Genomic DNA, 23,358 nt, shown 5'->3' with positions numbered 1-23,358 from the left:
ACGAAGCGGAAGTGTTAATTTTCGTTCTGAAAATTTCATATCAATATGAAAAATAGGCGTTTTAGCCGGAAAGCTCTTTGCGAAGCAGGATCAGGTGACAAATTGTGCCTGTTTTGGCATTCATACTGATAAATCCGGCTTCAGCATGATGAAATTCAGGCTTACCGTAATATTGTGGCGGATTATGAGGCAGAGTTAAAAGTGCAGAGGAGAATATCGTGTGAAAATAGTGACATTATTTCCCACGAAAAAGTCTGTGAGCAAACACGCAGTAATGAAATTTATAATCGTGCCTCTATTTTAAGTATCGCGAATAATTGCATCGTAATAGTGCAATGAAAGGCCATTTTGCACCATCACGGATCATTACTTCATTTCATTGCCTGAAATAAGTGAGGGTTTAATTCAGCAGACCGGGAAAAATAGACTTCATACCGGTTACAACAAATTCAATGCCCAGTGCCATCAGTAACAAACCCATGATACGGGTAATGACGTTGATGCCGGTCTGGCCGAGAATACGCACCATTAATGGTGCAGCCCTGAACAGTAACCAGCAACAGAAGGCAAAGATAGCGATTGCCAGGGTAAAACCCATCAGGTTCAGCCAGCTGTGATAACGGGTACTCCAGACGATTGTCGAGCTGATAGCACCTGGCCCCGCCATCAGTGGCAGCGCCAGAGGCACAACGCCCACGCTTTCACGGATCGCCGTTTCTGACTTTTCCTGCTTGTTCTGCTTATCCTCACCCAGCTTGCCGCTGATCATCGACATCGCAATGGTGACGACCAAAATCCCACCCGCAATGCGGAAAGAGTCAATCGAAATACCGAACACATGCAGAATCGCATCGCCCAGAAAAAGTGACGTCCAGAGAATGATGGCCACCGCAAGATTAGCGGTAAGGTTAGTTTTATTACGCTCAGCCACGCCCTGATATCGGGTCATGCTGATGAACACCGGAATAATGCCCACTGGATTGACCAGCGCAAAGAGCCCGACAAAAAATTTTATATAGCCTGATAAATCTAACAGCGCAGGGTTCACGACTTTAACTCCGTACCACAGGGGGGAAACGCGCCTAATGTATGTGAAAACAGACCCGTACACCAGATGCTGAGCCAGCTATTTATATAGATGAATGAACGCTCCTTTAGCGCTTTACACCAGAGATTAAAAAGTGACTGGATTTAGACGCTACCAGGCTGACTGCCAGCATGTGAAAGTCCATTTGAGCTGATAAAGGATCAGCCCCGTGCTGAAAGGTGTCAGCCTGCGGTTAAATTGATCTGCATCAAAATTGACCTACCCCAAACCAGGTAATATTTTCACAACGGAAGTATTAGCGGCATCAATGAAAACGTCTTCACAGACAACGCAAGACTTATTCAGTAAGCAGTTGAAAATCCTGTCATTACATCCTGATACAGCGCATTTTTTGAGCATGGCTATACTCAGGGCGCAGGATTGTTTACTAAAAAAGTTTAACTTCCTTCAGGAGAACACCATGGCCGTAACCAATGTCGCTGAACTCAATGCACTGGTTGAACGTGTAAAAAAAGCCCAGCGTGAATATGCCAATTTTTCTCAGGAACAGGTCGACGCCATATTTCGTGCCGCCGCCCTCGCTGCCGCAGATGCCCGCATCCCCCTTGCTAAGATGGCTGTTGCCGAATCCGGTATGGGCATCGTCGAAGACAAAGTCATTAAAAACCATTTTGCTTCAGAATATATCTACAACGCCTATAAAGATGAAAAGACCTGCGGTGTGTTAGCCACCGACGATACTTTCGGCACCATCACCATCGCCGAGCCGATTGGCCTGATTTGCGGTATCGTCCCGACTACTAATCCAACTTCAACCGCCATTTTCAAAGCCTTAATCAGCCTCAAAACCCGTAACGGTATCATTTTCTCGCCACATCCACGTGCCAAAGACGCGACGAATAAAGCGGCAGATATCGTCCTGCAGGCCGCGATTGCCGCCGGTGCGCCTAAAGACATTATCGGCTGGATCGACGCCCCATCTGTTGAGCTGTCAAACCAGCTGATGCATCACCCCGATATCAACCTGATTCTCGCCACTGGTGGACCGGGAATGGTGAAAGCGGCTTACAGCTCCGGCAAACCGGCAATTGGTGTGGGTGCCGGTAATACGCCGGTGGTGATTGATGAAACCGCCGATGTGAAACGTGCCGTTGCGTCAATTCTGATGTCGAAAACGTTTGATAACGGCGTGATCTGCGCCTCAGAACAATCGGTAATCGTGGTTGATTCGGTCTATGACGCAGTGCGTGAACGTTTTGCCAGCCATGGTGGTTACATGCTGCAGGGCGCCGAGCTGAGTGCAGTTCAGAATATCATCCTTAAAAACGGCGGCCTCAATGCGGCCATCGTGGGTCAACCGGCATTTAAAATTGCGGAGATGGCCGGGCTAACCGTACCAGCAGACACGAAAATTTTGATTGGTGAAGTGAAACTCGTGGATGAATCTGAACCTTTTGCCCATGAAAAACTCTCCCCAACGCTGGCGATGTATCGGGCGAAAGATTTCCAGGATGCGGTTAATAAAGCGGAGAAACTGGTCGCGATGGGCGGTATCGGTCACACCTCCTGCCTTTATACCGACCAGGACAACCAGACTGAGCGCGTGCACTACTTCGGCGACAAAATGAAAACTGCGCGTATTCTGATCAACACGCCGGCTTCACAGGGCGGTATCGGTGACCTCTACAACTTTAAACTGGCCCCCTCTCTGACGCTGGGTTGTGGTTCATGGGGCGGTAACTCTATTTCAGAAAACGTCGGTCCAAAACACCTGATTAATACCAAAACTGTCGCCAAGCGAGCTGAGAATATGTTGTGGCATAAACTTCCTAAATCCATCTACTTCCGTCGGGGTTCACTGCCTATTGCGCTGGAAGAAGTGGCAACGGATGGCGCGAAACGTGCCTTTATTGTCACTGACCGTTTCCTGTTCAACAACGGCTATGCCGACCAGGTCACCCGCGTGCTGAAATCACACGGCATCGAAACCGAAGTCTTCTTCGAAGTTGAAGCTGACCCGACGCTGAGCATCGTGCGTAAAGGTGCCGAGCAGATGAACAGCTTCAAGCCTGATGTCATCATCGCACTGGGTGGTGGTTCCCCGATGGATGCCGCGAAAATCATGTGGGTGATGTACGAACATCCGGAAACCCACTTCGAAGAGCTGGCGTTACGTTTCATGGATATCCGTAAACGTATCTACAAATTCCCGAAAATGGGCGTAAAAGCACGGATGGTGGCCATCACCACGACCTCCGGGACCGGTTCAGAAGTCACACCGTTCGCCGTGGTGACCGATGACGCGACAGGTCAGAAATATCCACTCGCTGACTATGCATTGACCCCGGATATGGCGATTGTCGATGCTAACCTGGTGATGGATATGCCGCGTTCACTCTGCGCCTTTGGTGGTCTGGATGCAGTGACCCACTCGCTGGAAGCCTACGTTTCTGTGCTGGCAAATGAGTACTCTGATGGGCAGGCACTGCAGGCACTGAAACTGTTAAAAGAGAATCTGCCAGCCAGTTATGCTGAAGGCGCGAAAAATCCGGTTGCGCGTGAACGTGTCCACAACGCTGCTACTATCGCCGGCATTGCGTTCGCCAACGCCTTCCTTGGGGTCTGTCACTCAATGGCGCACAAACTGGGTTCAGAATTCCATATCCCTCACGGCCTGGCTAATGCGCTGTTAATCTCGAACGTTATTCGCTACAACGCCAATGACAACCCGACTAAACAGACCGCTTTCAGCCAGTATGATCGTCCGCAGGCCCGTCGTCGCTACGCTGAAATTGCGGACCATTTAGGTTTGAGCGCGCCGGGCGACCGCACTGCGCAAAAAATCGAGAAGTTACTGGCATGGCTGGATGAGATTAAAACTGAACTGGGTATCCCGACCTCCATCCGTGAAGCGGGTGTGCAGGAAGCGGACTTCCTGGCAAAAGTCGACAAACTGGCCGATGATGCCTTTGATGACCAGTGTACCGGTGCTAACCCACGTTATCCGCTGATTGCTGAGCTGAAACAGATTATGCTCGACACTTTCTATGGTCGTGAATTTGTTGAACCGTTCTCAAGCGTCGCTCAGGCGGTTGCTCAGCAGCCGGTTAAAGGAATCAAGGCTGATAAGAAGGCGAAAAAGGTCTGATAATGACCCGCTGACACTGTGATAAGAAAACCCGCCACGGCGGGTTTTTTATTACCTGAAAAGAGGGTTACGGCAGCGGAGTCTGTGCACCATGAATCGCCTGTAACGAGCCCTGCTCTATCGCCTGTTTATAGTGCTTACGACAGACGGAGATATAACTTTCGTTACCGCCAATCACGACCTGCTCACCTTCACTGAACGGTTTACCTTCACTATCCAGTCGCAGCACCATGCTGGCCTTGCGGCCGCAGTGACAGATAGTTTTAAGCTCAACCAGCTTATCAGCCCATGCCAGCAGATACTGACTGCCCACAAACAGTTCACCCCGGAAATCAGTTCGCAAGCCATAACAGAGCACAGGGATGTCCAGATCGTCCACGACATCAGAGAGCGCTTTGACCTGTTCCCGGGTCAGGAACTGACTCTCATCAACTAACACGCAGTGAATAGGCTGCACAGCATGTTCAGCAGCAATTTCACTGTAAAGTGCAGTCTCTGCATTGTAGAGCACAGCGGGAGACGAAAGTCCGATGCGGGAACTCACCTGCCCGGCACCAAAGCGATTATCGATCTCAGCGGTGTAGACCAGTGAACGCATGCCGCGCTCCTGATAGTTATAGGAAGATTGCAGCAGTGCAGTTGATTTCCCTGCATTCATGGCAGAGTAATAGAAATAGAGTTGGGCCATAGGAACGTATCTTCATCGGGACTGAACAGAATGGCGCGCATATTAACACAAAGCGCAGGGAATACGTTGACGCCGATGGAGGAATAGAGCGTAATGCCCGCCCGCTTACCGTTAAACAGGCAGTTTATGACGACCGTCAGGTGCGTCAGGAAAGAGAATAAGTTTTGCTTATTTTAACTGCAATGCAAGCAATGACATTTTTGTTACTGCCTTAAATACATTAAATTTATTTCATATCACACTAAGCGAAAATATTTTTCATTCGGCATAATTATGAATTATTCCCCCTCAGGTTATTTTAATTTCCAGCGTTATTAGCCGTGATCATTTTTTTTATGATTGAAGTTATTTAACGTCACCACTACTATTAGCGGGCAACACAACTTTCCCCTTATTCAGAGACCAGGACAATGAGCGAAGCACTAAAAGTTCTTAATAATATCCGTACGCTGCGCGCCCAGGCCAGAGAGTATTCCGTAGAAACACTGGAAGAGATGCTGGAAAAACTGGACGTGGTGGTAAAAGAACGCCGCGAAGAAGAGTCGCATTTTCAGGCAGAAAATGAAGAACGCACGCGTAAACTTAATCAGTATCGTGAAATGTTGCTGGCCGATGGAATCGACCCGAATGAACTGATTAACGCCCAGGCCGCGACTCCCCGAACTGCGGCAAAAGCTAAACGCTCAGTGCGCCCGGCTAAATATGCTTATACCGATGAAAAAGGTGAGTCCAGAACATGGACCGGTCAGGGACGTACACCTGCGGTGATCAAAATAGCACTGGAAGAACAGGGTAAAACGCTGGACGATTTTTTACTGAAACAGTAAACAGTGCCGCGACATTAGTATCAGCCTGATGCGCAAAAAAAAGGAAGCAGACGCTTCCTTTTTTCTTTAAATCAGACGCTGTAAAAATCCCGATACCAGTCAACGAATTTTTTAACGCCCTCTTCAACACCGGTCTGCGGTTTAAAACCAATGGCCTCAAACAACGCGCTTGTATCCGCACTGGTTTCCAGTACATCACCGGGTTGCATCGGCATCAGATTTTTATTCGCAGTAATACCCAGTGCTTTCTCAATCGCTTCGATATAGCTCATCAACGTAACAGGCTGACTATTACCAATGTTATAAACACGATATGGGGCTGAACTGGTTGCGGGTGAACCGGTTTCAACGGTCCAGTGATCATCCTTCTGAGGTATAACATCCTGCAGACGAACAATCGCTTCAGCAATATCGTCAATATAGGTAAAGTCGCGTTTCATCTGGCCCTGGTTATAAACATCTATCGCTTCACCGGCAATCATTGCGCGCGTGAATTTGAATAATGCCATATCCGGGCGGCCCCACGGCCCATAGACGGTAAAGAAGCGCAATCCGGTTGTCGGCAACTGATAAAGATGCGAGTAAGTATGCGACATGAGCTCATTGGCTTTTTTGGTCGCCGCATATAATGATACCGGATGATCAACGCTGTCTTCCGTTGAGAACGGCATCTTGCGGTTCAGACCATAAACTGAACTGGATGAAGCATAGAGCAGATGTTCAATTTTATGATGACGGCAGCCTTCAAGGATATTGAGGTGACCGATCAGATTAGCGTCTGCGTAAGCATGAGGGTTTTCGATGGAATACCTGACACCAGCCTGAGCGCCAAGGTGAATAACGCGCTGGAACCTGTTCTGGCCGAACAGTGATGCCATTGCATCACGGTCCGCCAGGTCCATCTCAATAAAGGTAAAACCTGGGTTGGCTTTAATTAAATTGAGACGGGCATGCTTGAGATTTACGTCATAATAATCATTCAGGTTGTCGATACCGACAACCTGGTGACCGGCGGCCAGCAGACGCTGACTAACATGAAAACCAATAAAGCCTGCGGCGCCGGTGACCAGAAAGTTCATAAATCCCTCGTTAATTATGCAGTTTGAATAGACGCTCCGCGGCCGATTGCATAATAAACGAAACCGCGTTTGCTGATACGCTCTGGATCATACAGGTTACGACCATCAAAAATCACGGCTTCTTTCAGCGCATTTTTGATAATGTCGAAGTCAGGCGCACGGAAGTTTTGCCACTCCGTACAGATGACCAGACCGTCTGCACCCTGCAGGGCTGCTTCTTTGGTCCCCATCAGCTTCAGATCGCTGCGGTGACCATAGATACGCTGCGCTTCGTCCATTGCTTCAGGGTCAAACGCCTGAACAGAAGCGCCCGCTTCCCACAGCGTTTCCATCAGCACACGGCTTGAGGCTTCACGCATGTCGTCCGTATTAGGCTTGAATGACAGACCCCAGAGTGCAAACGTTTTACCTTTCAGATCGTCGCCAAAATGACGCTTAATGAAGGTAGGCAGTTTATTTTTCTGGTTGTCATTCACATCTTCCACGGCCTGTAACAGACGTGGCTGATAGCCAATAGACTCCGCGGTACGGATCAACGCCTGCACATCTTTCGGGAAGCAGGAGCCGCCGTAGCCACAGCCAGGGTAGATAAAGTGGTAGCCAATGCGGGGATCTGAACCGATGCCCTGGCGTACTTTTTCAATATCCGCACCTAAACGTTCAGCCAGGTTAGACATCTCGTTCATAAAGCTGATTTTGGTTGCCAGCATGCAGTTAGCGGCATACTTAGTCAGCTCTGCGCTGCGGATATCCATCATGATCATGCGATCGTGGTTACGGTTAAACGGCTCATAAAGCTCACGTAACAGCTCTACCACGTCGTCGTTGTCAGTACCGACAACGATACGCTCCGGACGCATGCAGTCATTAACTGCAGCACCCTCTTTCAGGAATTCAGGGTTTGAAACCACATCAAATGTGATGTTGGCATCACGCGCTTTCAGCGCTTCCGTCATTACCGCACGAACTTTGTCTGCTGTGCCAACCGGAACGGTTGATTTGTCGATAACCACTTTGTGATCGTTCATATGCTGCGCAATGGTGCGCGCTACGGCGGTCACATATTTCAGATCGGCAGAGCCGTCTTCATCCGGTGGAGTACCGACTGCAATAAACTGCATAACACCATGGTTTACGCCCAGCTCAGCATCAGTGCTGAACTTCAGACGACCCGCTTCGTAATTGGACATTACCAGCGGCGTTAAACCTGGTTCGAAAATAGGAATGATGCCTTTTTTCAGATTTTCGACTTTGTTTTCGTCGACATCAATGCAGAGAACGTCATGTCCGACTTCGGCTAACACCGCAGCCTGAACCAGACCGACATAGCCGATACCAAATACAGTGACTTTCATCGAGTTATCCTGTGTTTATGAATTACTTTTTGTTGCCAACTGCGCCATCGAGCCATTCAGAAAAATCTTTGCCCAATACCGGATGACGAACACCGTACTCAACGAAAGCCTGCATGTAGCCCAGCTTGTTACCGCAGTCATGGCTCACGCCTTTCAGGTGGTAAGCTTCGACAGTCTCTTTTTCCATCAGCATGGCAATGGAGTCAGTGAGCTGAACTTCACCGCCTGCACCTGGAGGGGTTTTCGCCAGCAGTGGCCAGATCTCTGAAGAGAGAACATAACGACCGACTACAGCCAGGTTAGAAGGTGATTCTGACGCTTTAGGCTTCTCAACCACACCGACCATCGGCGCGCTGTCGCCTGGGTTCAGTTCTGCGCCCTGGCAATCAACAACACCATAAGCGGTCACATCGGCAACCGGCTCAACCATGATCTGGCTGCGGCCAGACTCTTCATAACGGCTCAGCATTTCTGCAAGGTTATCTTTGGTTGGGTTGGATTCGTATTCGTCGATGATGACGTCTGGCAGGATAACGGCAAATGGCTCATCACCGATCAGTGGGTGTGCACACATCACTGCGTGACCCAGACCTTTGGCAATGCCCTGACGAACCTGCATGATGGTAACGTGTGGCGGGCAGATTGACTGGATTTCGTCCAGCAGCTGACGCTTAACACGTTTTTCCAGCATGGATTCCAGTTCGAAGCTGGTATCAAAGTGGTTTTCGATGGCATTTTTTGATGAATGCGTTACCAGCACAATTTCATTGATGCCAGCAGCGATACACTCGTTAACGACATACTGGATTAACGGCTTATCAACCAGCGGTAACATCTCTTTTGGAATCGCTTTGGTAGCCGGGAGCATACGCGTGCCCAAACCCGCTACCGGGATTACCGCTTTTTTTACTTTGGTATTATTGGCAGACATTAAGATACCTCTCTCATAGGCCGTTCAAGTTAATACTTGATATGTCGGTTTAAATTCGGAAATGAGTATATCAGCTAGTATCGAACGGATTTATCCTGGAAGGCATGAAACCGTCGAAATTAAGACTATTACCCAACTGTAAAGCTAAACTCTGGCCCTGTCCTCAGCACCAGAATCTTTCGTTTTTTAGCCCTTATTCTTCGGTCGACAGCATCAGCCGGATGCGCCCGCCCGCGCCCCACACATGGCATTGCCAGTTATCAGCACGCTGACTGATTTGGTTCAGATGGGTGCTGCCCATAGTGCCAAGAGGGACGCCATTGCTGAGCTGAATCTGATGGGTATGAACATGAAGTGTGGCGTTTAATCCGGCGGAAACCAGGATCAAGTTTTTTAAACCGCGGTGATAGTAACCAACCAGCAACGGGAACTGACCGCTGAGATTTGCCTGACGGAGTAACAGATTAACCTGTCTGAGCAATCCATTAAGCTCTGGCAGGCGCTGTTTTTGTCCGGTCAGCTGCTCCTGTAACAGACCATTGAACAGAGCCCGCAACAGCAACGCCGCCAGCACGCCATTGTCACCGGCGCGCGTGACGTCCAGACAGTAAAATGCCAGATCTTTATCGGAGAGCGCCGCGATATCAAGCACCAGTCCGGGCTGCTCAGCCATTGTCAGCTGGCGGTAGTTAACCCGACAGTTGGCAATCGTCTGTTGTACCGGAGGCTGGAGTTGCTTAAGCAGCTTGGCAGCCGCTTTGGGATCGCGAACCAGCGCATCCCAGTCCTGGAACAGTTGCTCATCCTCTTCCACTTTCGAGGTGAACATAGAGGGATAGAGACACTCATAGACCGCTTCACGGAAGCGTTCAAAGTTTTTCAGCGGTTTCAGCAGCACATCCTGCACCCCAAGACGCAGTACGTGAGCGATATCAGACATGTTTTCAGTGGCCGAAATGATTAAAATCGGCACCACATTGCCACGGGTGCGAATATGCTCAACAAACTGGATGCCGCTCATGCGAGGCATTTCCAGATCGCAGATAATCAGGTCGACAGTATGCTGTTGTAGTTGTGTAATTGCTTCCAGACCGTCTTCCGCTTGTAACGTCACAGCACCCATCGATAACAAAAATTGGTCCAGCAACGAACGGAAAACAGCCTCATCTTCGACAATGAGTATCTTTTTGCCGAGTAGTGGTTTTTCCATTCTTTCCCCCTGCGTACCAGATATTTCAATAGTGGTTCATAAAACGCAGTTGCGCCTTTCAGAATTGCCCGAAGTCACCGCTTTGAATGAACAACTTCATTATCTGCCACGGACCAGTGGTAATAGTTCATCCATTTTCTTCTCTACGGCCGCCCTGCCTGCCTCGATAGCCTCTTCAGCACGATGAAAGTCCAGCGTCGAAATTTGCGGACAGACCGGCTGTATTAAAACGTCGGGTGGATCGCCTGCCATACGGTTCATCTTCAGGCGATTCTCCAGCACCTGGATTGAGGTGGACATAATCTCCATCGCGCCAGGCGACTGAGATGCACGGCGCTGGGTGAAATTCACCAGGCGCTGTCGCAGTTTCCCACCCCAACTCAATGCCGCTGCTGCGGCTTCTTCTTCGCTGTTCTGAGGCGTAACGGAAAAGAGATCCTGTTGCATTAAATGCGCGTCATGCTGTAAATCAACGGCAATAACAATGTCTGCGCCCAGGGCACGCGTCAGTGAGACTGGCACCGGATTGACCACGGCACCATCTACCAGCCAATACCCATTGTAGCCCACTGGTGGTAATAAACCTGGCATACTACAGGATGCACGCACGGCCTGATGTAAATCGCCCTCAGTGAGCCAGAGTTCGCGACCGGTACTGAGGTTGGTCGCCACCACGCCAAAAGGTTTATGGCACTGCTCAATCGCATCGTTAGGGATAAGCTGACGAACATGGTTGAAAACCCGCTCGCCGCGTAAAAGTCCGCCACGCTGCCACGAGACATCCATCAGACGAATAACATCCCAGTAGCGGAATGCACTGACCCATTTCTGCATCAACGGCAAACGATTATTCACATAGGCAGACCCAACCAGTGCGCCGACTGAGCAACCTGCAACAACGTCAATCTCAATGCCAGCGCGCTCCAGGGCGTTGATCACACCAATGTGTGCCCATCCTTTGGCCGCTCCAGACCCCAGAGCCAATCCAATTTTTACTTTTCTCATTTGTATCTGGTCCTGCCGTCAATACGTAGCGTCACAACGTGGGGTCAGCTAACATAGCGCGCCTGTGAAATCGACTCATCATTCTCTGGAGATAATGTGTCAGAAACCTGCCCATGTTGTAGCGGAGAGCAGTATAGCGTATGTTGCGAGCCCTTTCTGCAGGGCAACCAAATTCCTTTTACAGCTGAACAACTTATGCGATCCCGTTATTGCGCTTATGTTCAGCATAATGCGGAGTATCTGGTTGCGACCTGGCATCCTGATAAACGCCATCCCGGCCTGTCAGGGCTTTTATCTGAAAGTTTCCCGGGTACCGTTTGGCTTAGCCTGAATGTAACCCGTTGTAATCATGGAAGCCATGAGGACGAAGCTTTCGTCACCTTTTTTGCGCGATACCGCGAGAACGACAACATTCATGCCATTCATGAGTGTTCACGCTTTCTTCGCGAGGATCAACGCTGGTACTATGTTGACGGTACAGCACCGCCCGTGGGGCGTAACGATCCCTGCCCATGTGGCAGTGGCAAAAAATACAAAAAATGTTGTGGTTAAGCTGATGGCTGCCCCAGCGGTTTACCCCTAATGCTTTGACAGGACTCTGATTGAGATGCAAGCGCAAACCATGCAAAGAAAAGTTTTACGAACCATTTGTCCCGATGCAAAAGGTCTGATCGCCAAAATCACCAATATTTGTTACAAGCACGAACTCAATATCGTGCAGAACAATGAGTTTGTTGATCATCGCACCGGGCGTTTTTTCATGCGCACCGAGCTGGAAGGGATTTTCAACGACAACACCCTGCTCGCCGATCTCGACAGCGCTCTGCCACAGGGTTCAGTGCGTGAACTGCACAGCGCCGGTCGTCGTCGCGTAGTGATTCTGGTCACCAAAGAAGCGCACTGCCTGGGCGACCTGTTAATGAAGAGCGCCTTTGGCGGCCTGGATATGGAGATCGCGGCAGTCGTCGGTAATCACGATACGCTGCGTTCGCTGGTTGAGCGTTTCGATATTCCCTTTGTGCTGGTGAGTCATGAGGGTCTGACGCGGGAAGAGCACGATAACCGCATGGTGGAAGAGATTGATCGCTATCAGCCCGACTACGTGGTGCTGGCAAAATATATGCGTGTCCTGACGCCTGCTTTTGTGCAGCGTTATCCGAACCAGATCATCAATATTCACCACTCGTTCCTGCCCGCCTTTATCGGTGCCCGCCCTTATCACCAGGCTTATGAGCGTGGCGTGAAGATCATCGGTGCCACCGCGCACTATGTGAATGACAATCTCGATGAAGGCCCCATCATCATGCAGGATGTGATCAACGTCGATCACAGCTACACCGCTGATGAGATGATGCGCGCCGGTCGCGACGTAGAAAAGAATGTTCTGAGCAACGCACTCTACAAAGTTCTGGGGCAGCGCGTCTTCGTTTATGGCAATCGCACGATTATTCTTTAATCAGCCAGCGTGCTGAATTGTCTGCAGATTCAGCGCTACGCGTAAAAAGTGGGCAAACAGATGTTGTTTTGCCAGTGGGCGCTTTACACCTTTATCGCATTTGGTATGATGCGCCCCGCTTTAAGAGAGAAAGATTCAGGCCATGGTGGGATTCCCGAGCGGCCAAAGGGAGCAGACTGTAAATCTGCCGTCACAGACTTCGAAGGTTCGAATCCTTCTCCCACCACCATCTGAATCTGAAACATCTTAAGCCACGTCAATATATCCCTGGTGGGATTCCCGAGCGGCCAAAGGGAGCAGACTGTAAATCTGCCGTCACAGACTTCGAAGGTTCGAATCCTTCTCCCACCACCATTCTGCAAATCGCATATGAATCCCAAAAAACTACCCAAGCTTCCTGTTCTGCGGGGAGAGGGATGAGAACCTTCGATTAAGGTTCGTGTCGAGCATCGCGAGACAACGCGCTTCAGCGCGGCCCGCAGGGTGAGGCGCAACGCGCCGAATAATCCTTCTCCCACCACCATCCTGCATATCGCACACGAATCCCAAAAAACTACCCAAGCTTCCTTTTCTGCGGGGAGAGGGATGAGAACCTTCGATTAAGGTTCGTGTCGAGCATTGCGAGACAACGCGCTTCAGCGCGGCCCGCAGGGTGAGGCGCAACGCGCCGAATAATCCTTCTCCCACCACCATTCTGCAAATCGCACACGAATCCCAAAAAACTACCCAAGCTTCCTGTTCTGCGGGGAGAGGGATGAGAACATTCGATTAAGGTTCGTGTGCAGCATCGCGCTTCTGCGCTACCCGATAATTCCTTACCCGCTTTCGACCAATCTTCCCCTGTTCTGCCATGACTTTATGCATAAAAATCGTTACCATCTCCGGCTATCACTTGCTGAACAATGGTCGATCTCATGAAATTTGTTTCATTTAACATCAATGGGTTGCGCGCCCGCCCGCACCAGCTTCAGGCGCTTGTCGAACAGCATCAGCCCGATGTGATCGGTCTGCAGGAAACCAAAGTTCATGATGACATGTTCCCGCTGGAAGAGGTGTCAAAGCTCGGTTATCACGTCTTCTATCATGGACAGAAAGGCCATTATGGCGTGGCATTGCTCACCAAAGCTCAGCCCGTGTCGGTCAGTCGGGGATTTCCGGATGATGACGAAGAATCCCAGCGCCGTCTGATCGTCGCGGAAATCCCCAGCCCGATTGGCGATATCACCGTGATTAATGGCTATTTTCCACAGGGAGAAAGTCGTGACCATCCTACAAAATTTCCGGCTAAAGAGAAATTCTACCGCGATCTGCAACGTCTGCTGACCGACGATCTGCCTGCTGATAAGCCGGTTCTGATTATGGGTGACATGAATATCAGCAGCACCGATTTGGATATTGGTATTGGTGAGGATAACCGTAAGCGCTGGCTGCGCACCGGCAAATGCTCATTCCTGCCGGAAGAGCGCGAATGGATGGATCGCCTGCTGAGCTGGGGACTGGTTGATACCTGGCGTGAGCACAATCCGGAAGTTGCGGACCGTTTCTCATGGTTCGATTACCGTTCGAAAGGGTTTGATGATAATCGCGGGTTACGTATTGATCTGGTGCTGGCAAGTAAAAACCTGGCGTCACACTGCGTCGAGACCGGCATTGATTATGCTATCCGGAGCATGGAGAAACCTTCTGACCATGCACCCATCTGGTCAACCTTCCGCTTTTAACTGACGGTCGCGTGGCAGAGCGCCACGCGACGGCTATTTGACGATCTTCCAGATCAGGTTGTTGGTGCCAAGAGACTGTTCATCACGCGCGCACTGCAGCAGCACACCCTCAGATTTCACTACCGCGCCTTCTGTGTAGTTGCGGTTCTCAAAAATACAGCAGCGGAGACAGTCCTGCTGGCGTCTCTCTGACTGCGTCCAGGCTTCCGGCGGCATATCCACCACCACATCTGTGTTCACACCGTTGCTGCCCTGTTGTGGCATCGACTGATAACGACTGTTGGCCTGCACTGCGCTGGTCACCAGCGTCAGAGCCACGACCAGAAATACCGAATAATGCCTCATTCCGTCTCCTTCACTTTACGCCTGGTTTTGCGCACCGGACGTTTCTGTCCGGTGGACGGTAATCCCCGAAATGCATGCGCCGCAGGCTGCTGCCGCGCCTGCTGGATAAGGCCGGTTAAGGTCTGCACCAGCGGCTGCATAAACTCATCATAGCGGCAGGCCTTTTCGCTGATACGCGTCAGTGTCGATTCCCACTGCGCCGTCATATCCGGGCGCGCTGCCAGATCGGGCAGAGAGTGAATCAGGGCGCGTCCGGCATCCGTGGAATTGATGTAACGGCCCTTCTTCACCAGGAAGCCACGACGAAACAGTAATTCGATAATGCCGGCGCGTGTGGCTTCCGTTCCTAAACCATCGGTCGCACGCAGCACTTTCTTTAATTCTTTATCCTGAACGAAACGGGCGATGCCGGTCATTGCAGAAAGAATGGTGGCATCGGTAAACGGTCGAGGCGGCTGAGTCTGCTTCGCCAGCACCTCGCCCCGCTCGCACAGAAGCTCATCCCCTTTTGCCACCACCGGCAGCGGCATACCATCATTCTCTTCATCCCGCTCTTTACTGCCCAGCAGCGCGCGCCAGCCTGCTTCTGCAAGAAAACGCGCTTTCGCCACGAATTTTCCGCCCGCAATATCAAGGTCGATGACGCATTTGCGGAACACGGAATCGGGGCAGAACTGCATCAGATACTGGCGCGCCACCAGCTCATAAATATTCTGCTCGTTTTCACTGAGCTTAACCGCGCTGGAACGCGCCGTGGGGATAATGGCGTGGTGGGCATCCACTTTTTTATCGTCCCAGCAGCGGTTTCTGCGATCGGCATCGAAGTCTCCGGGCGGGATCAGCTGCGACTGATGGGCTTGTATCGCCTTTAATACCGCATGTCTACCGGCAAAATGCTCTTCCGGCAGGTAGCGGCTGTCTGAGCGGGGATAGGTAATCAGTTTATGCGTTTCATAGAGCCGCTGGCAGGTATCCAGCACCGTCTGCGCACTCAGCCCGTAGCGTTTAGCCGCTTCAATTTGCAGGCTGGAGAGGGAGAATGGCAGCGGAGCCACCTCATTTTCACGCTTATCACTGTAAGCGGTGACGGTTGCAGGCTGGCCGGTAATGCGCGCCACCACATGATCGGCCAGCGCACGCTTGAGCAGACGGCCCTCTTCATCCTGCCACGGCTCACAGGCTTCGCTGGGGATCCAGCTGGCGATAAACTGAGTGCCATCAGGCGTGATAATATGGGCCTTCACTTCGAAGTAATCTTTCGGCACGAAGTTTTCGATCTCTTCATCGCGCCGGACGACCAGCCCCAGCACCGGCGTCTGTACGCGGCCAACCGACAGCACACCGTCATAGCCCGCATTACGCCCGAGAAGTGTCCAGGCACGGGTCATGTTAATACCGTAGAGCCAGTCAGCACGCGCGCGGGCCAGCGCGGAAACGCATAACGGGATAAACTCGCGATTCTCACGCAGGCGGTTTACCGCCCGGTCCACCGCCTGAGGATTGAGATCGTTGATCAGGCAGCGCTGCACGTTTTTACGTTTTTCTGGTGGCAGATTCAGGTAATCGAGTACCTCATCCACCAGCAACTGCCCTTCCCGATCCGGGTCACCGGCATGCACCACTTCGCTCGCCTGCGCCAGCAATCCCTCAACCACTTTCAGCTGCTTCGCGACCGAGGGACGAGGTTTAAGCTGCCACTTTTCCGGAATGATCGGCAGATCGACCAGCGACCAGCGCGCATAACGGCTGTCATAACTGTCGGGTTGTGCCTGCTCCAGAAGATGGCCTACGCACCAGGTGACGATCTGATCGTTGCCGCAGGCAATGAAGCCATCACCGCGTCGATGCGGTTTCGGTAATACATCCGCGATAGCACGCCCAAGGCTCGGTTTTTCCGCAATAAACAAACGCATTGAATCAGGTAATCCTTAACATCAGGGGAACACGTTGATAACCGGTTGTTCGCTGTCGGTTTGCATCTCGCGGGCTATGTTAGCCTGGCTGCTCTTCTGGCGTAAGCGTGATACGCGGTGTTAGCGATCGTTCGCACAGGAACCGTGCAAAAGGCAGGGCTGAAGAGCACCCTGCCCGAACCCGCAGACAATCAGAAGTAACGGACGAAAGGCGCAGTGTCTGGCGGGAGCACAGTAGTGCTGGATTTCAGTTGCGGGGTGCCCAGATAGAGAAAGCCGACGATAGCATCCTGCTCGCGGCAGCCAAAGGCCTGGCGTACCTGCTCGTCATCGGTCCAGGCTCCACTGCGCCAGATACCGTTGAAGCCCTGGGCCACGGCCGCCATCTGCATCGCCATCACGGCACAGCTTGCCGAGGCGATCTGTTCCCAGCGCGGCACTTTATGGTGCTCTTCACAATGCGCCACTACCGTGATGATCATCGGCGCGCGAAACGGTGCCTGGCTCGCTTTGTTAATCGCCTTTTCATCCAGCTGATTATCGCGGGCTGCTTTCTCCAGCAGCTGGCTCATCCGGTCGCGTCCCTCATTTTCTACAATAATAAAACGCCAGGGCTGCAGCGTCCCATGATCCGGTGCGCGCATGCCAGCCCGCAGAATGTTTTCCAGCGCGTCACCTGCCGGTGCCGGCTCGGTCAGGCGTGAGGCCGAACGTCGGTTGACCAGTAATTCAAGTGCGTCCATGTTTCTCTCCCGATCTCTGTAATGTGGCCGTTATCCTGGCACAGGCAGATTTTTTGTAACAGTGCACAGTGATTTCCTGCTGACTTTTAACACGCCGCTCTTTAGGATGAGCTCGTCGGGGAAGTCTGGTCCGCGCGGCGGCCACTTCCTGCTACATATTTATGGAGAGTCTGATGCGCACATTGTGGCGAATAATTGCAGGTCTGTTCCGCTGGAGCTGGCGGGTATTGAATTTTATCAGGGAATTTATTCTGAATATTTTCCTGATTTTGTTGATTGTGGTGTGTGCAGGGATCTGGCTGCAGGTCAGCGGATCAGGCGGCAGTTCAGCGCCGGTTCAGCAAGGCGCACTGAAAGTCGATCTCAGCGGCGTACTGGTGGATAAACCCTCAGTGAGCAATCGTCTGAGTAAAATCGGCCGCCAGCTGCTGGGTGCCAGCAGTGACCGTTTACAGGAAAATTCGCTGTTTGATGTGGTCGACGCGATTCGCCAGGCAAAAGGCGACAGCAACATTAAAGGCATCGTGCTGGATTTACGCGAATTTGCCGGCGGTGATCAGCCTTCGCTGCAATATGTCGGAAAAGCATTACGGGAATTCCGTGACAGCGGTAAGCCGATTTATGCACTGGGCGACAGCTACAGCCAGGCGCAGTACTACCTTGCCAGCTACGCCACTAAAATCTATCTGTCGCCGCAGGGCAGCGTGGATCTGCATGGTTTCGCCACCAACGGGCTTTACTACAAAACGCTGCTGGATAAGCTGAAAGTCACCTCACACGTTTTCCGTGTCGGGACTTATAAATCCGCGGTAGAACCGTTCCTGCGTGACGATATGTCCCCTGCTGCACGGGATGCTGACAGCCGCTGGGTCGGTCAGCTGTGGCAGAATTACCTGAACACCGTGGCGGCCAATCGTCAGATTACGCCTGAGCAACTCTTCCCGGGCGCAGCGGCAATCATTGCCGGATTGAACGCGGTGAAAGGCGATACCGCGCAATATGCACTGGACAATAAGCTGGTTGATACGCTGGGTTCCCGTGCAGCAGCGGATGAAGAACTGATAAAGACCTTTGGTCTGGATAAGCAGAGCAATGATTATCGCAGCGTCAGCATTTATGACTACAGCGTGAAACCGGCTGGCTCTCAGCAGGATGGCAACATCGCCGTCGTCATGGCCAGCGGAGCCATCATGGATGGCGAAGAGACGCCGGGCAACGTCGGTGGCGACACCACGGCAGCTCAGATTCGCGATGCGCGTCTTGATCCGAAAATCAAAGCGATCATTCTGCGGGTAAACAGCCCGGGCGGCAGCGTCACGGCTTCTGAAGCCATTCGTGAAGAGCTGGCAGCGGCTCAGGCCGCGGGCAAGCCGATCGTGGTTTCAATGGGCGGTATGGCGGCATCCGGTGGTTACTGGATCTCAACACCCGCCAGCTACATCGTGGCGAACCCGAGCACGCTAACCGGCTCGATTGGTATCTTTGGCGTGATCAATACGCTGGAGAACAGTCTGGACAGCATTGGCGTACACACAGATGGTGTCGCGACCTCCCCGCTGGCGGATATCTCTACCACCAAAGCGTTGCCAGCCGAAGTTCAGCAGATGATGCAGCTGACCATCGAAAATGGCTACCGCAACTTTGTGGGTCTGGTGGCGAAGTCGCGTCACAAAACACCAGAGCAGATTGATGCCATTGCCCAGGGCCACGTCTGGACCGGCAGCGATGCAAAAGCCAATGGTCTGGTTGATGCGCTGGGTGACTTTGATGATGCCGTGAAGAAAGCAGGCGAGCTGGCGAAAGTCGATAAACCTATGCTGAGCTGGTATCAGGATGACCCGAGCTTCCTGGATATGATGCTGAGCCAGATGAACGCGTCTGTGCAGGCAGTATTGCCGGATACGCTGAAAGCCTGGCTGCCAGCGCCGATGCTGGATGTGATGAGTGCCATGAAAGCCCAGCCGGGTCTGTTTGACAAGCAAAACGATCCTCAGAACCGTTACGCCTTCTGCCTGAACTGCGGCGAAGTGCGATAAACCTCTCAGCCCGGCCGCTGGTCGGGCTGCTTTTCCCCGCTATTCCCCTTATACTGCGCGTTTTATGGCGAGTCTGAGTTCTCTGATGCAAAAGAAAAATATCTATGTAGCCTACACTGGCGGGACAATCGGTATGCAACGCTCGGCGCAGGGCTATATTCCGGTCTCCGGACACCTGCAGCAGCAGCTGGCAAACATGCCCGAGTTCCACCGCCCTGAGATGCCTGATTTCACTATTCACGAATATCAGCCGCTGATCGACTCTTCCGATATGACACCGGAAGACTGGCAGTCTATTGCCGAAGATATTCGCCAAAACTACGATCGATACGATGGTTTTGTGATTTTGCATGGCACGGACACCATGGCGTTTACCGCTTCAGCCCTCTCTTTTATGCTGGAGAATCTGGCTAAGCCGGTGATTGTCACCGGGTCACAGATTCCACTGGCTGAGCTGCGCTCAGATGGCCAGCAAAATCTGTTAAATTCGCTTTATGTCGCGGCTAACTATCCGATCAGCGAAGTATCACTGTTTTTTAATAACACCCTTTATCGCGGCAACCGTACGACCAAGGCCCACGCTGACGGCTTTAATGCCTTTGCTTCGCCAAACCTTTCTGCGCTGCTGGAAGCGGGCATTCATATTCGCCGCCTCAATACGCCACCCGCCCCGTCCGGTCAGGGCGAGCTCAGGGTCCACACGATTACGCCTCAGCCTATTGGTGTGGTCACCATCTATCCTGGGATTTCAGCAGACGTTGTGCGCAACTTCCTGCGTCAGCCGGTGAAAGCGTTGATCCTGCGTTCTTACGGCGTGGGTAACGCACCGCAAAACAAAGAATTCCTTGCTGAACTGCAGCAGGCCAGCGAGCGCGGCATCGTGGTGGTGAACCTCACTCAGTGTATTTCTGGCAAAGTGAATATGGGCGGATACGCTACCGGCAATGCACTGGAACATGCTGGCGTAATCAGCGGATTCGACCTCACTGTAGAAGCAGCATTGACCAAATTACACTTTTTACTCAGCCAGGATCTGTCGGCCGATCAAATTCGTGCAAGAATGCAGCAGAATCTGCGCGGTGAACTGACTGAAGACTGAAACGGAGCGACAAATAATGAAGCGGGCACTCATCATTATTGATATCCAGAACGATTTTTGCCCAGGCGGCCCAATGGCCGTTCATGAGGGTGATCACACTGTCGAGGTGGCAAATCGTTACGCACGCATGTTCCGTGAAAACGGTGAGTGCGTTCTGGCCCTGCAGGACTGGCACCCGGCCGATCACGGCAGTTTTGCCTCGATCTCAGGCGAACCGGTTTACACCCTGGGCGAATTAAATGGTCTGGCGCAGATCTGGTGGCCCGATCACGGTATTCAGGGCTCAGCGGGCGCAGATTTTCATCCCGGTCTGGATCGCTCGCTGTTTGATGCGACATTCCACAAAGGCGAAGATCATGATGTCGACAGCTACAGCGCCTTTTTTGACAACGGTCATCGCCGTAAAACCGAACTGGACAGCTGGCTGCGTGAGCGTGGCATTACCCATCTGGTGATGCTGGGGCTGGCGACGGACTACTGCGTGAAATATAGCGTACTGGATGCGCTGGAGCTGGGGTATCACGTTGAGGTGGTCAAAGAGGGTTGCCGCGGAGTGAATCTGAATCCAGAGGACAGTGAGATCGCCTTCGCACAGATGACCGCTCAGGGCGCTATTTTGATTTAAAGATAGAGCTGGCTCGACGCCAGCTCTATTTCGTGCAGATTAGTGCAGATGAATCCGTGTTACATCCGGGTCGATGCCGAACTCCTCTTTCAGTTCTTTTTTCGACTTCATCACCATCTCGCCACCTTTACCGATGGTCATATGCTGTGGCGCGTCGTTGTGCCTTGCCTGCCACATCATTACCAGTTGCAGGCAGTTGTCACGCTGCTCCTGAGTCAGCGCCACACCATCCGGCCACTTACCAATCTCAACCGCCGTCGCCAGCCGCTGATAAACTTCAGGTGTCATTGACGCAAGCATTGCTTCAAGTTGTTCCTTCATTGCCGTTACCCTTTGGTCTGTTCGCCCTGCTCGTCGGTAAAATTCAATGAGGCGGAGTTAACACAGTAGCGTTCGCCAGTCGGTTGCGGGCCATCGGGGAAGACGTGCCCCAGATGCGCATCACAACTGCCACAGCGGATCTCAACACGCTGCATGCCATGTGAGTTATCTTCGATGTAACGAATCGCATCATCACTCACTGGCTGATAAAAACTGGGCCAGCCACAGCCAGAATCATATTTGGTCTCAGAGAGAAAGAGTGGCGCCTCACAGACCAGGCAGTGGTAGATCCCTTCCTGCTTGTTGTGGAGCAGTGCGCCGCTGTAAGGCGGTTCCGTTCCGCGCTGCTGTGTCACATAACGCTGCATCTCTGTCAGCTCGGCGATTTTTGCGTCGGTTGCGGTGTCTTTAGCCATTTTAGGATTCCGGGGAAGTGCCATTCTGAAAAATTCGACTATTATTCTAACAAATGATCAACATAACCCGGGTCTTTTTTTGTGCTCACCCTTTCAGCCCGTCTGCTGCTAAGCGGATTTGTGACTTCGATCACCTTTTGTTTCGGGCATCCCTATATATTCGGCGATTGAATCGACGAAGCGCTATATGATGAGCGGCGCGCAAGCGGTTGCGCATCGAATAATTCCTTTCAGGCGAATTGACCTGTCGCAACAATTGACACGATTCCGCTTGACGCCTGGTAAGGTTTTTGTAATTTTACAGGCAACTTTTATTCACTAACCAATAGCTGGTGGAATATATGACTATCAAAGTAGGTATCAATGGTTTCGGCCGTATCGGTCGCATCGTTTTCCGTGCTGCTCAAAAGCGTTCTGACATCGAAATCGTTGCTATCAACGACCTGCTGGACGCGGATTACATGGCGTACATGCTGAAGTATGACTCTACTCACGGTCGTTTCGACGGCACCGTAGAAGTTCAGGATGGCGCACTGGTGGTTAACGGTAAAAAAATCCGTGTTACTGCTGAACGTGATCCAGCGAACCTGAAGTGGGATGAAGTGGGCGTTGACGTTGTTGCTGAAGCAACCGGTATCTTCCTGACCGACGAAACCGCACGTAAACACATCACCGCGGGTGCTAAGAAAGTCGTTCTGACCGGTCCATCTAAAGATGACACCCCAATGTTTGTTCGTGGTGCAAACTTCGACAAATATGATGGCCAGGATATCGTTTCTAACGCTTCCTGTACCACCAACTGCCTGGCACCACTGGCCAAAGTGATCAACGACAAGTTCGGCATCGTTGAAGGTCTGATGACCACTGTTCACGCGACCACTGCAACCCAGAAAACCGTTGATGGTCCATCTCACAAAGACTGGCGCGGCGGCCGCGGCGCATCGCAGAACATCATCCCTTCATCAACTGGCGCAGCGAAAGCCGTTGGTAAAGTTCTGCCAGAGCTGAACGGCAAATTGACCGGTATGGCATTCCGCGTACCTACCCCTAACGTTTCCGTTGTTGACCTGACCGTGCGTCTGGAAAAAGCGGCGTCTTACAAAGAAATCTGTGCTGCAATCAAAGCAGCTGCAGAAGGCGAGATGAAAGACGTTCTGGGCTATGTTGAAGATGACGTGGTTTCTACCGACTTCAACGGCGAAATCCTGACTTCAGTGTTTGACGCTAAAGCCGGTATCGCGCTGAACGACAACTTTGTGAAACTGGTTTCCTGGTACGACAACGAAACTGGCTACTCAAACAAAGTTCTCGACCTGATTGCACTGGTTTCTGCTAAATAAGGCAGCCAGACAGCATTGAGAATAAGGGCGACTTCGGTCGCCCTTTTTTTAT

At 51.8% G+C, this 23,358-nt stretch carries 21 protein-coding genes, 2 tRNA genes and 2 other RNA genes; 13 read left to right on the top strand and 12 right to left on the bottom strand.

Annotation, left to right across the window (positions count from 1 at the left end; genetic code table 11):
- Positions 1 to 400 precede the first annotated feature (400 nt).
- On the bottom strand, positions 401 to 1,048 hold the full coding sequence (locus KTJ90_RS08910; RefSeq protein WP_003853931.1) for a YchE family NAAT transporter: 648 nt from the start codon (positions 1,046 to 1,048) through the stop codon (positions 401 to 403).
- Between the two features lie 460 nt (positions 1,049 to 1,508).
- Here KTJ90_RS08910 and adhE point away from each other — a divergent pair, with 460 nt between their 5' ends.
- Positions 1,509 to 4,196, top strand: coding sequence for a bifunctional acetaldehyde-CoA/alcohol dehydrogenase (adhE, locus tag KTJ90_RS08905; protein ID WP_499026340.1), 2,688 nt, complete (start codon positions 1,509 to 1,511; stop codon positions 4,194 to 4,196).
- Between the two features lie 67 nt (positions 4,197 to 4,263).
- Here adhE and tdk read toward each other — a convergent pair whose 3' ends face one another.
- Positions 4,264 to 4,884 (bottom strand): thymidine kinase, encoded by a 621-nt coding sequence (tdk, locus tag KTJ90_RS08900; protein WP_003852240.1) that lies wholly within the window; start codon positions 4,882 to 4,884, stop codon positions 4,264 to 4,266.
- Between the two features lie 410 nt (positions 4,885 to 5,294).
- Here tdk and hns point away from each other — a divergent pair, with 410 nt between their 5' ends.
- Entirely contained in the window at positions 5,295 to 5,711 is a 417-nt protein-coding gene (hns, locus tag KTJ90_RS08895; protein ID WP_003852241.1) for a histone-like nucleoid-structuring protein H-NS, read from the top strand.
- A 71-nt stretch (positions 5,712 to 5,782) separates the two neighbouring features.
- Here hns and KTJ90_RS08890 read toward each other — a convergent pair whose 3' ends face one another.
- The 5 genes from KTJ90_RS08890 to rssA form a co-directional block, all read right to left on the bottom strand.
- On the bottom strand, positions 5,783 to 6,790 hold the full coding sequence (locus KTJ90_RS08890) for an NAD-dependent epimerase (protein WP_003852243.1): 1,008 nt from the start codon (positions 6,788 to 6,790) through the stop codon (positions 5,783 to 5,785).
- A gap of 14 nt (positions 6,791 to 6,804) precedes the next feature.
- Positions 6,805 to 8,145 carry a UDP-glucose dehydrogenase family protein gene (locus KTJ90_RS08885; protein ID WP_003852248.1) on the bottom strand — a complete coding sequence of 447 codons (1,341 nt, stop codon included), beginning with the start codon at positions 8,143 to 8,145 and terminating at the stop codon, positions 6,805 to 6,807.
- A 22-nt stretch (positions 8,146 to 8,167) separates the two neighbouring features.
- Positions 8,168 to 9,076 (bottom strand): UTP--glucose-1-phosphate uridylyltransferase GalU, encoded by a 909-nt coding sequence (gene galU / locus KTJ90_RS08880; RefSeq protein ID WP_008925296.1) that lies wholly within the window; start codon positions 9,074 to 9,076, stop codon positions 8,168 to 8,170.
- Between the two features lie 193 nt (positions 9,077 to 9,269).
- Entirely contained in the window at positions 9,270 to 10,286 is a 1,017-nt protein-coding gene (gene rssB / locus KTJ90_RS08875; protein WP_003852251.1) for a two-component system response regulator RssB, read from the bottom strand.
- Between the two features lie 99 nt (positions 10,287 to 10,385).
- Entirely contained in the window at positions 10,386 to 11,291 is a 906-nt protein-coding gene (rssA, locus tag KTJ90_RS08870; RefSeq protein ID WP_003852252.1) for a patatin-like phospholipase RssA, read from the bottom strand.
- 96 nt (positions 11,292 to 11,387) lie between these two features.
- Between rssA and KTJ90_RS08865 the strand changes: the two genes are divergently transcribed.
- From KTJ90_RS08865 to xthA, 7 genes are all read left to right on the top strand, one after another.
- On the top strand, positions 11,388 to 11,843 hold the full coding sequence (locus KTJ90_RS08865; protein ID WP_283544046.1) for a YchJ family protein: 456 nt from the start codon (positions 11,388 to 11,390) through the stop codon (positions 11,841 to 11,843).
- Positions 11,844 to 11,898: 55 nt separating this feature from the next.
- Positions 11,899 to 12,747, top strand: a complete 849-nt coding sequence (gene purU / locus KTJ90_RS08860; RefSeq protein ID WP_003852258.1) for a formyltetrahydrofolate deformylase — start codon at positions 11,899 to 11,901, stop codon at positions 12,745 to 12,747.
- A gap of 144 nt (positions 12,748 to 12,891) precedes the next feature.
- Positions 12,892 to 12,976 (top strand) — tRNA-Tyr (locus KTJ90_RS08855).
- Positions 12,977 to 13,016: 40 nt separating this feature from the next.
- A tRNA-Tyr gene (locus tag KTJ90_RS08850) sits at positions 13,017 to 13,101 on the top strand.
- A 41-nt stretch (positions 13,102 to 13,142) separates the two neighbouring features.
- Positions 13,143 to 13,270: non-coding RNA, RtT sRNA (locus KTJ90_RS08845), on the top strand.
- 41 nt (positions 13,271 to 13,311) lie between these two features.
- Positions 13,312 to 13,439: non-coding RNA, RtT sRNA (locus tag KTJ90_RS08840), on the top strand.
- Positions 13,440 to 13,661: 222 nt separating this feature from the next.
- Entirely contained in the window at positions 13,662 to 14,468 is an 807-nt protein-coding gene (gene xthA / locus KTJ90_RS08835) for an exodeoxyribonuclease III (RefSeq protein WP_033762790.1), read from the top strand.
- Between the two features lie 33 nt (positions 14,469 to 14,501).
- On the opposite strand, the gene KTJ90_RS08830 is transcribed toward xthA, so the two are convergent.
- The 3 genes from KTJ90_RS08830 to KTJ90_RS08820 form a co-directional block, all read right to left on the bottom strand.
- Entirely contained in the window at positions 14,502 to 14,813 is a 312-nt protein-coding gene (locus KTJ90_RS08830; RefSeq protein ID WP_003852760.1) for a YnjH family protein, read from the bottom strand.
- The gene (locus tag KTJ90_RS08825; RefSeq protein ID WP_499026333.1) at positions 14,810 to 16,726 is read right to left on the bottom strand and encodes a DNA topoisomerase III; all 1,917 of its coding nucleotides are present in this window, start codon (positions 16,724 to 16,726) and stop codon (positions 14,810 to 14,812) included. Before KTJ90_RS08825 ends, KTJ90_RS08830 begins: the two co-directional genes overlap by 4 nt.
- A gap of 191 nt (positions 16,727 to 16,917) precedes the next feature.
- A complete protein-coding gene (locus tag KTJ90_RS08820) occupies positions 16,918 to 17,469 on the bottom strand; it encodes an NAD(P)H nitroreductase (RefSeq protein ID WP_008925301.1) in 552 nt (183 codons plus the stop codon).
- Positions 17,470 to 17,642: 173 nt separating this feature from the next.
- On the opposite strand from KTJ90_RS08820, the gene sppA reads away from it, so the two are divergent.
- The 3 genes from sppA (at position 17,643) to pncA (ending at position 21,229) form a co-directional block, all read left to right on the top strand.
- Positions 17,643 to 19,505 (top strand): signal peptide peptidase SppA, encoded by a 1,863-nt coding sequence (sppA, locus tag KTJ90_RS08815; RefSeq protein WP_003852755.1) that lies wholly within the window; start codon positions 17,643 to 17,645, stop codon positions 19,503 to 19,505.
- 85 nt (positions 19,506 to 19,590) lie between these two features.
- Positions 19,591 to 20,604, top strand: coding sequence for an asparaginase (gene ansA, locus KTJ90_RS08810; protein ID WP_008925303.1), 1,014 nt, complete (start codon positions 19,591 to 19,593; stop codon positions 20,602 to 20,604).
- A 16-nt stretch (positions 20,605 to 20,620) separates the two neighbouring features.
- The gene (gene pncA, locus KTJ90_RS08805) at positions 20,621 to 21,229 is read left to right on the top strand and encodes a bifunctional nicotinamidase/pyrazinamidase (protein ID WP_003852752.1); all 609 of its coding nucleotides are present in this window, start codon (positions 20,621 to 20,623) and stop codon (positions 21,227 to 21,229) included.
- Between the two features lie 39 nt (positions 21,230 to 21,268).
- On the opposite strand, the gene KTJ90_RS08800 is transcribed toward pncA, so the two are convergent.
- Together KTJ90_RS08800 and msrB are read right to left on the bottom strand one after the other, a co-directional pair.
- Positions 21,269 to 21,550 (bottom strand): YeaC family protein, encoded by a 282-nt coding sequence (locus KTJ90_RS08800; RefSeq protein WP_003852750.1) that lies wholly within the window; start codon positions 21,548 to 21,550, stop codon positions 21,269 to 21,271.
- A gap of 5 nt (positions 21,551 to 21,555) precedes the next feature.
- Positions 21,556 to 21,966: a peptide-methionine (R)-S-oxide reductase MsrB gene (msrB, locus tag KTJ90_RS08795; RefSeq protein ID WP_003852748.1), complete on the bottom strand. Its 411-nt coding sequence runs from the start codon at positions 21,964 to 21,966 to the stop codon at positions 21,556 to 21,558.
- Between the two features lie 341 nt (positions 21,967 to 22,307).
- Here msrB and gapA point away from each other — a divergent pair, with 341 nt between their 5' ends.
- Positions 22,308 to 23,306, top strand: coding sequence for a glyceraldehyde-3-phosphate dehydrogenase (gene gapA, locus KTJ90_RS08790; protein ID WP_003852747.1), 999 nt, complete (start codon positions 22,308 to 22,310; stop codon positions 23,304 to 23,306).
- The last annotated feature ends 52 nt before the right edge of the window (positions 23,307 to 23,358 follow it).

The sequence above is a fragment of the Pantoea jilinensis genome (genome assembly GCF_019104105.1).
GTDB classification, from domain to species: Bacteria; Pseudomonadota; Gammaproteobacteria; order Enterobacterales; family Enterobacteriaceae; genus Pantoea; species Pantoea eucalypti.
The sequence above is the reverse complement of the archived record's forward strand: the minus strand, read 5'-3'. Positions and strand labels throughout refer to the sequence as shown.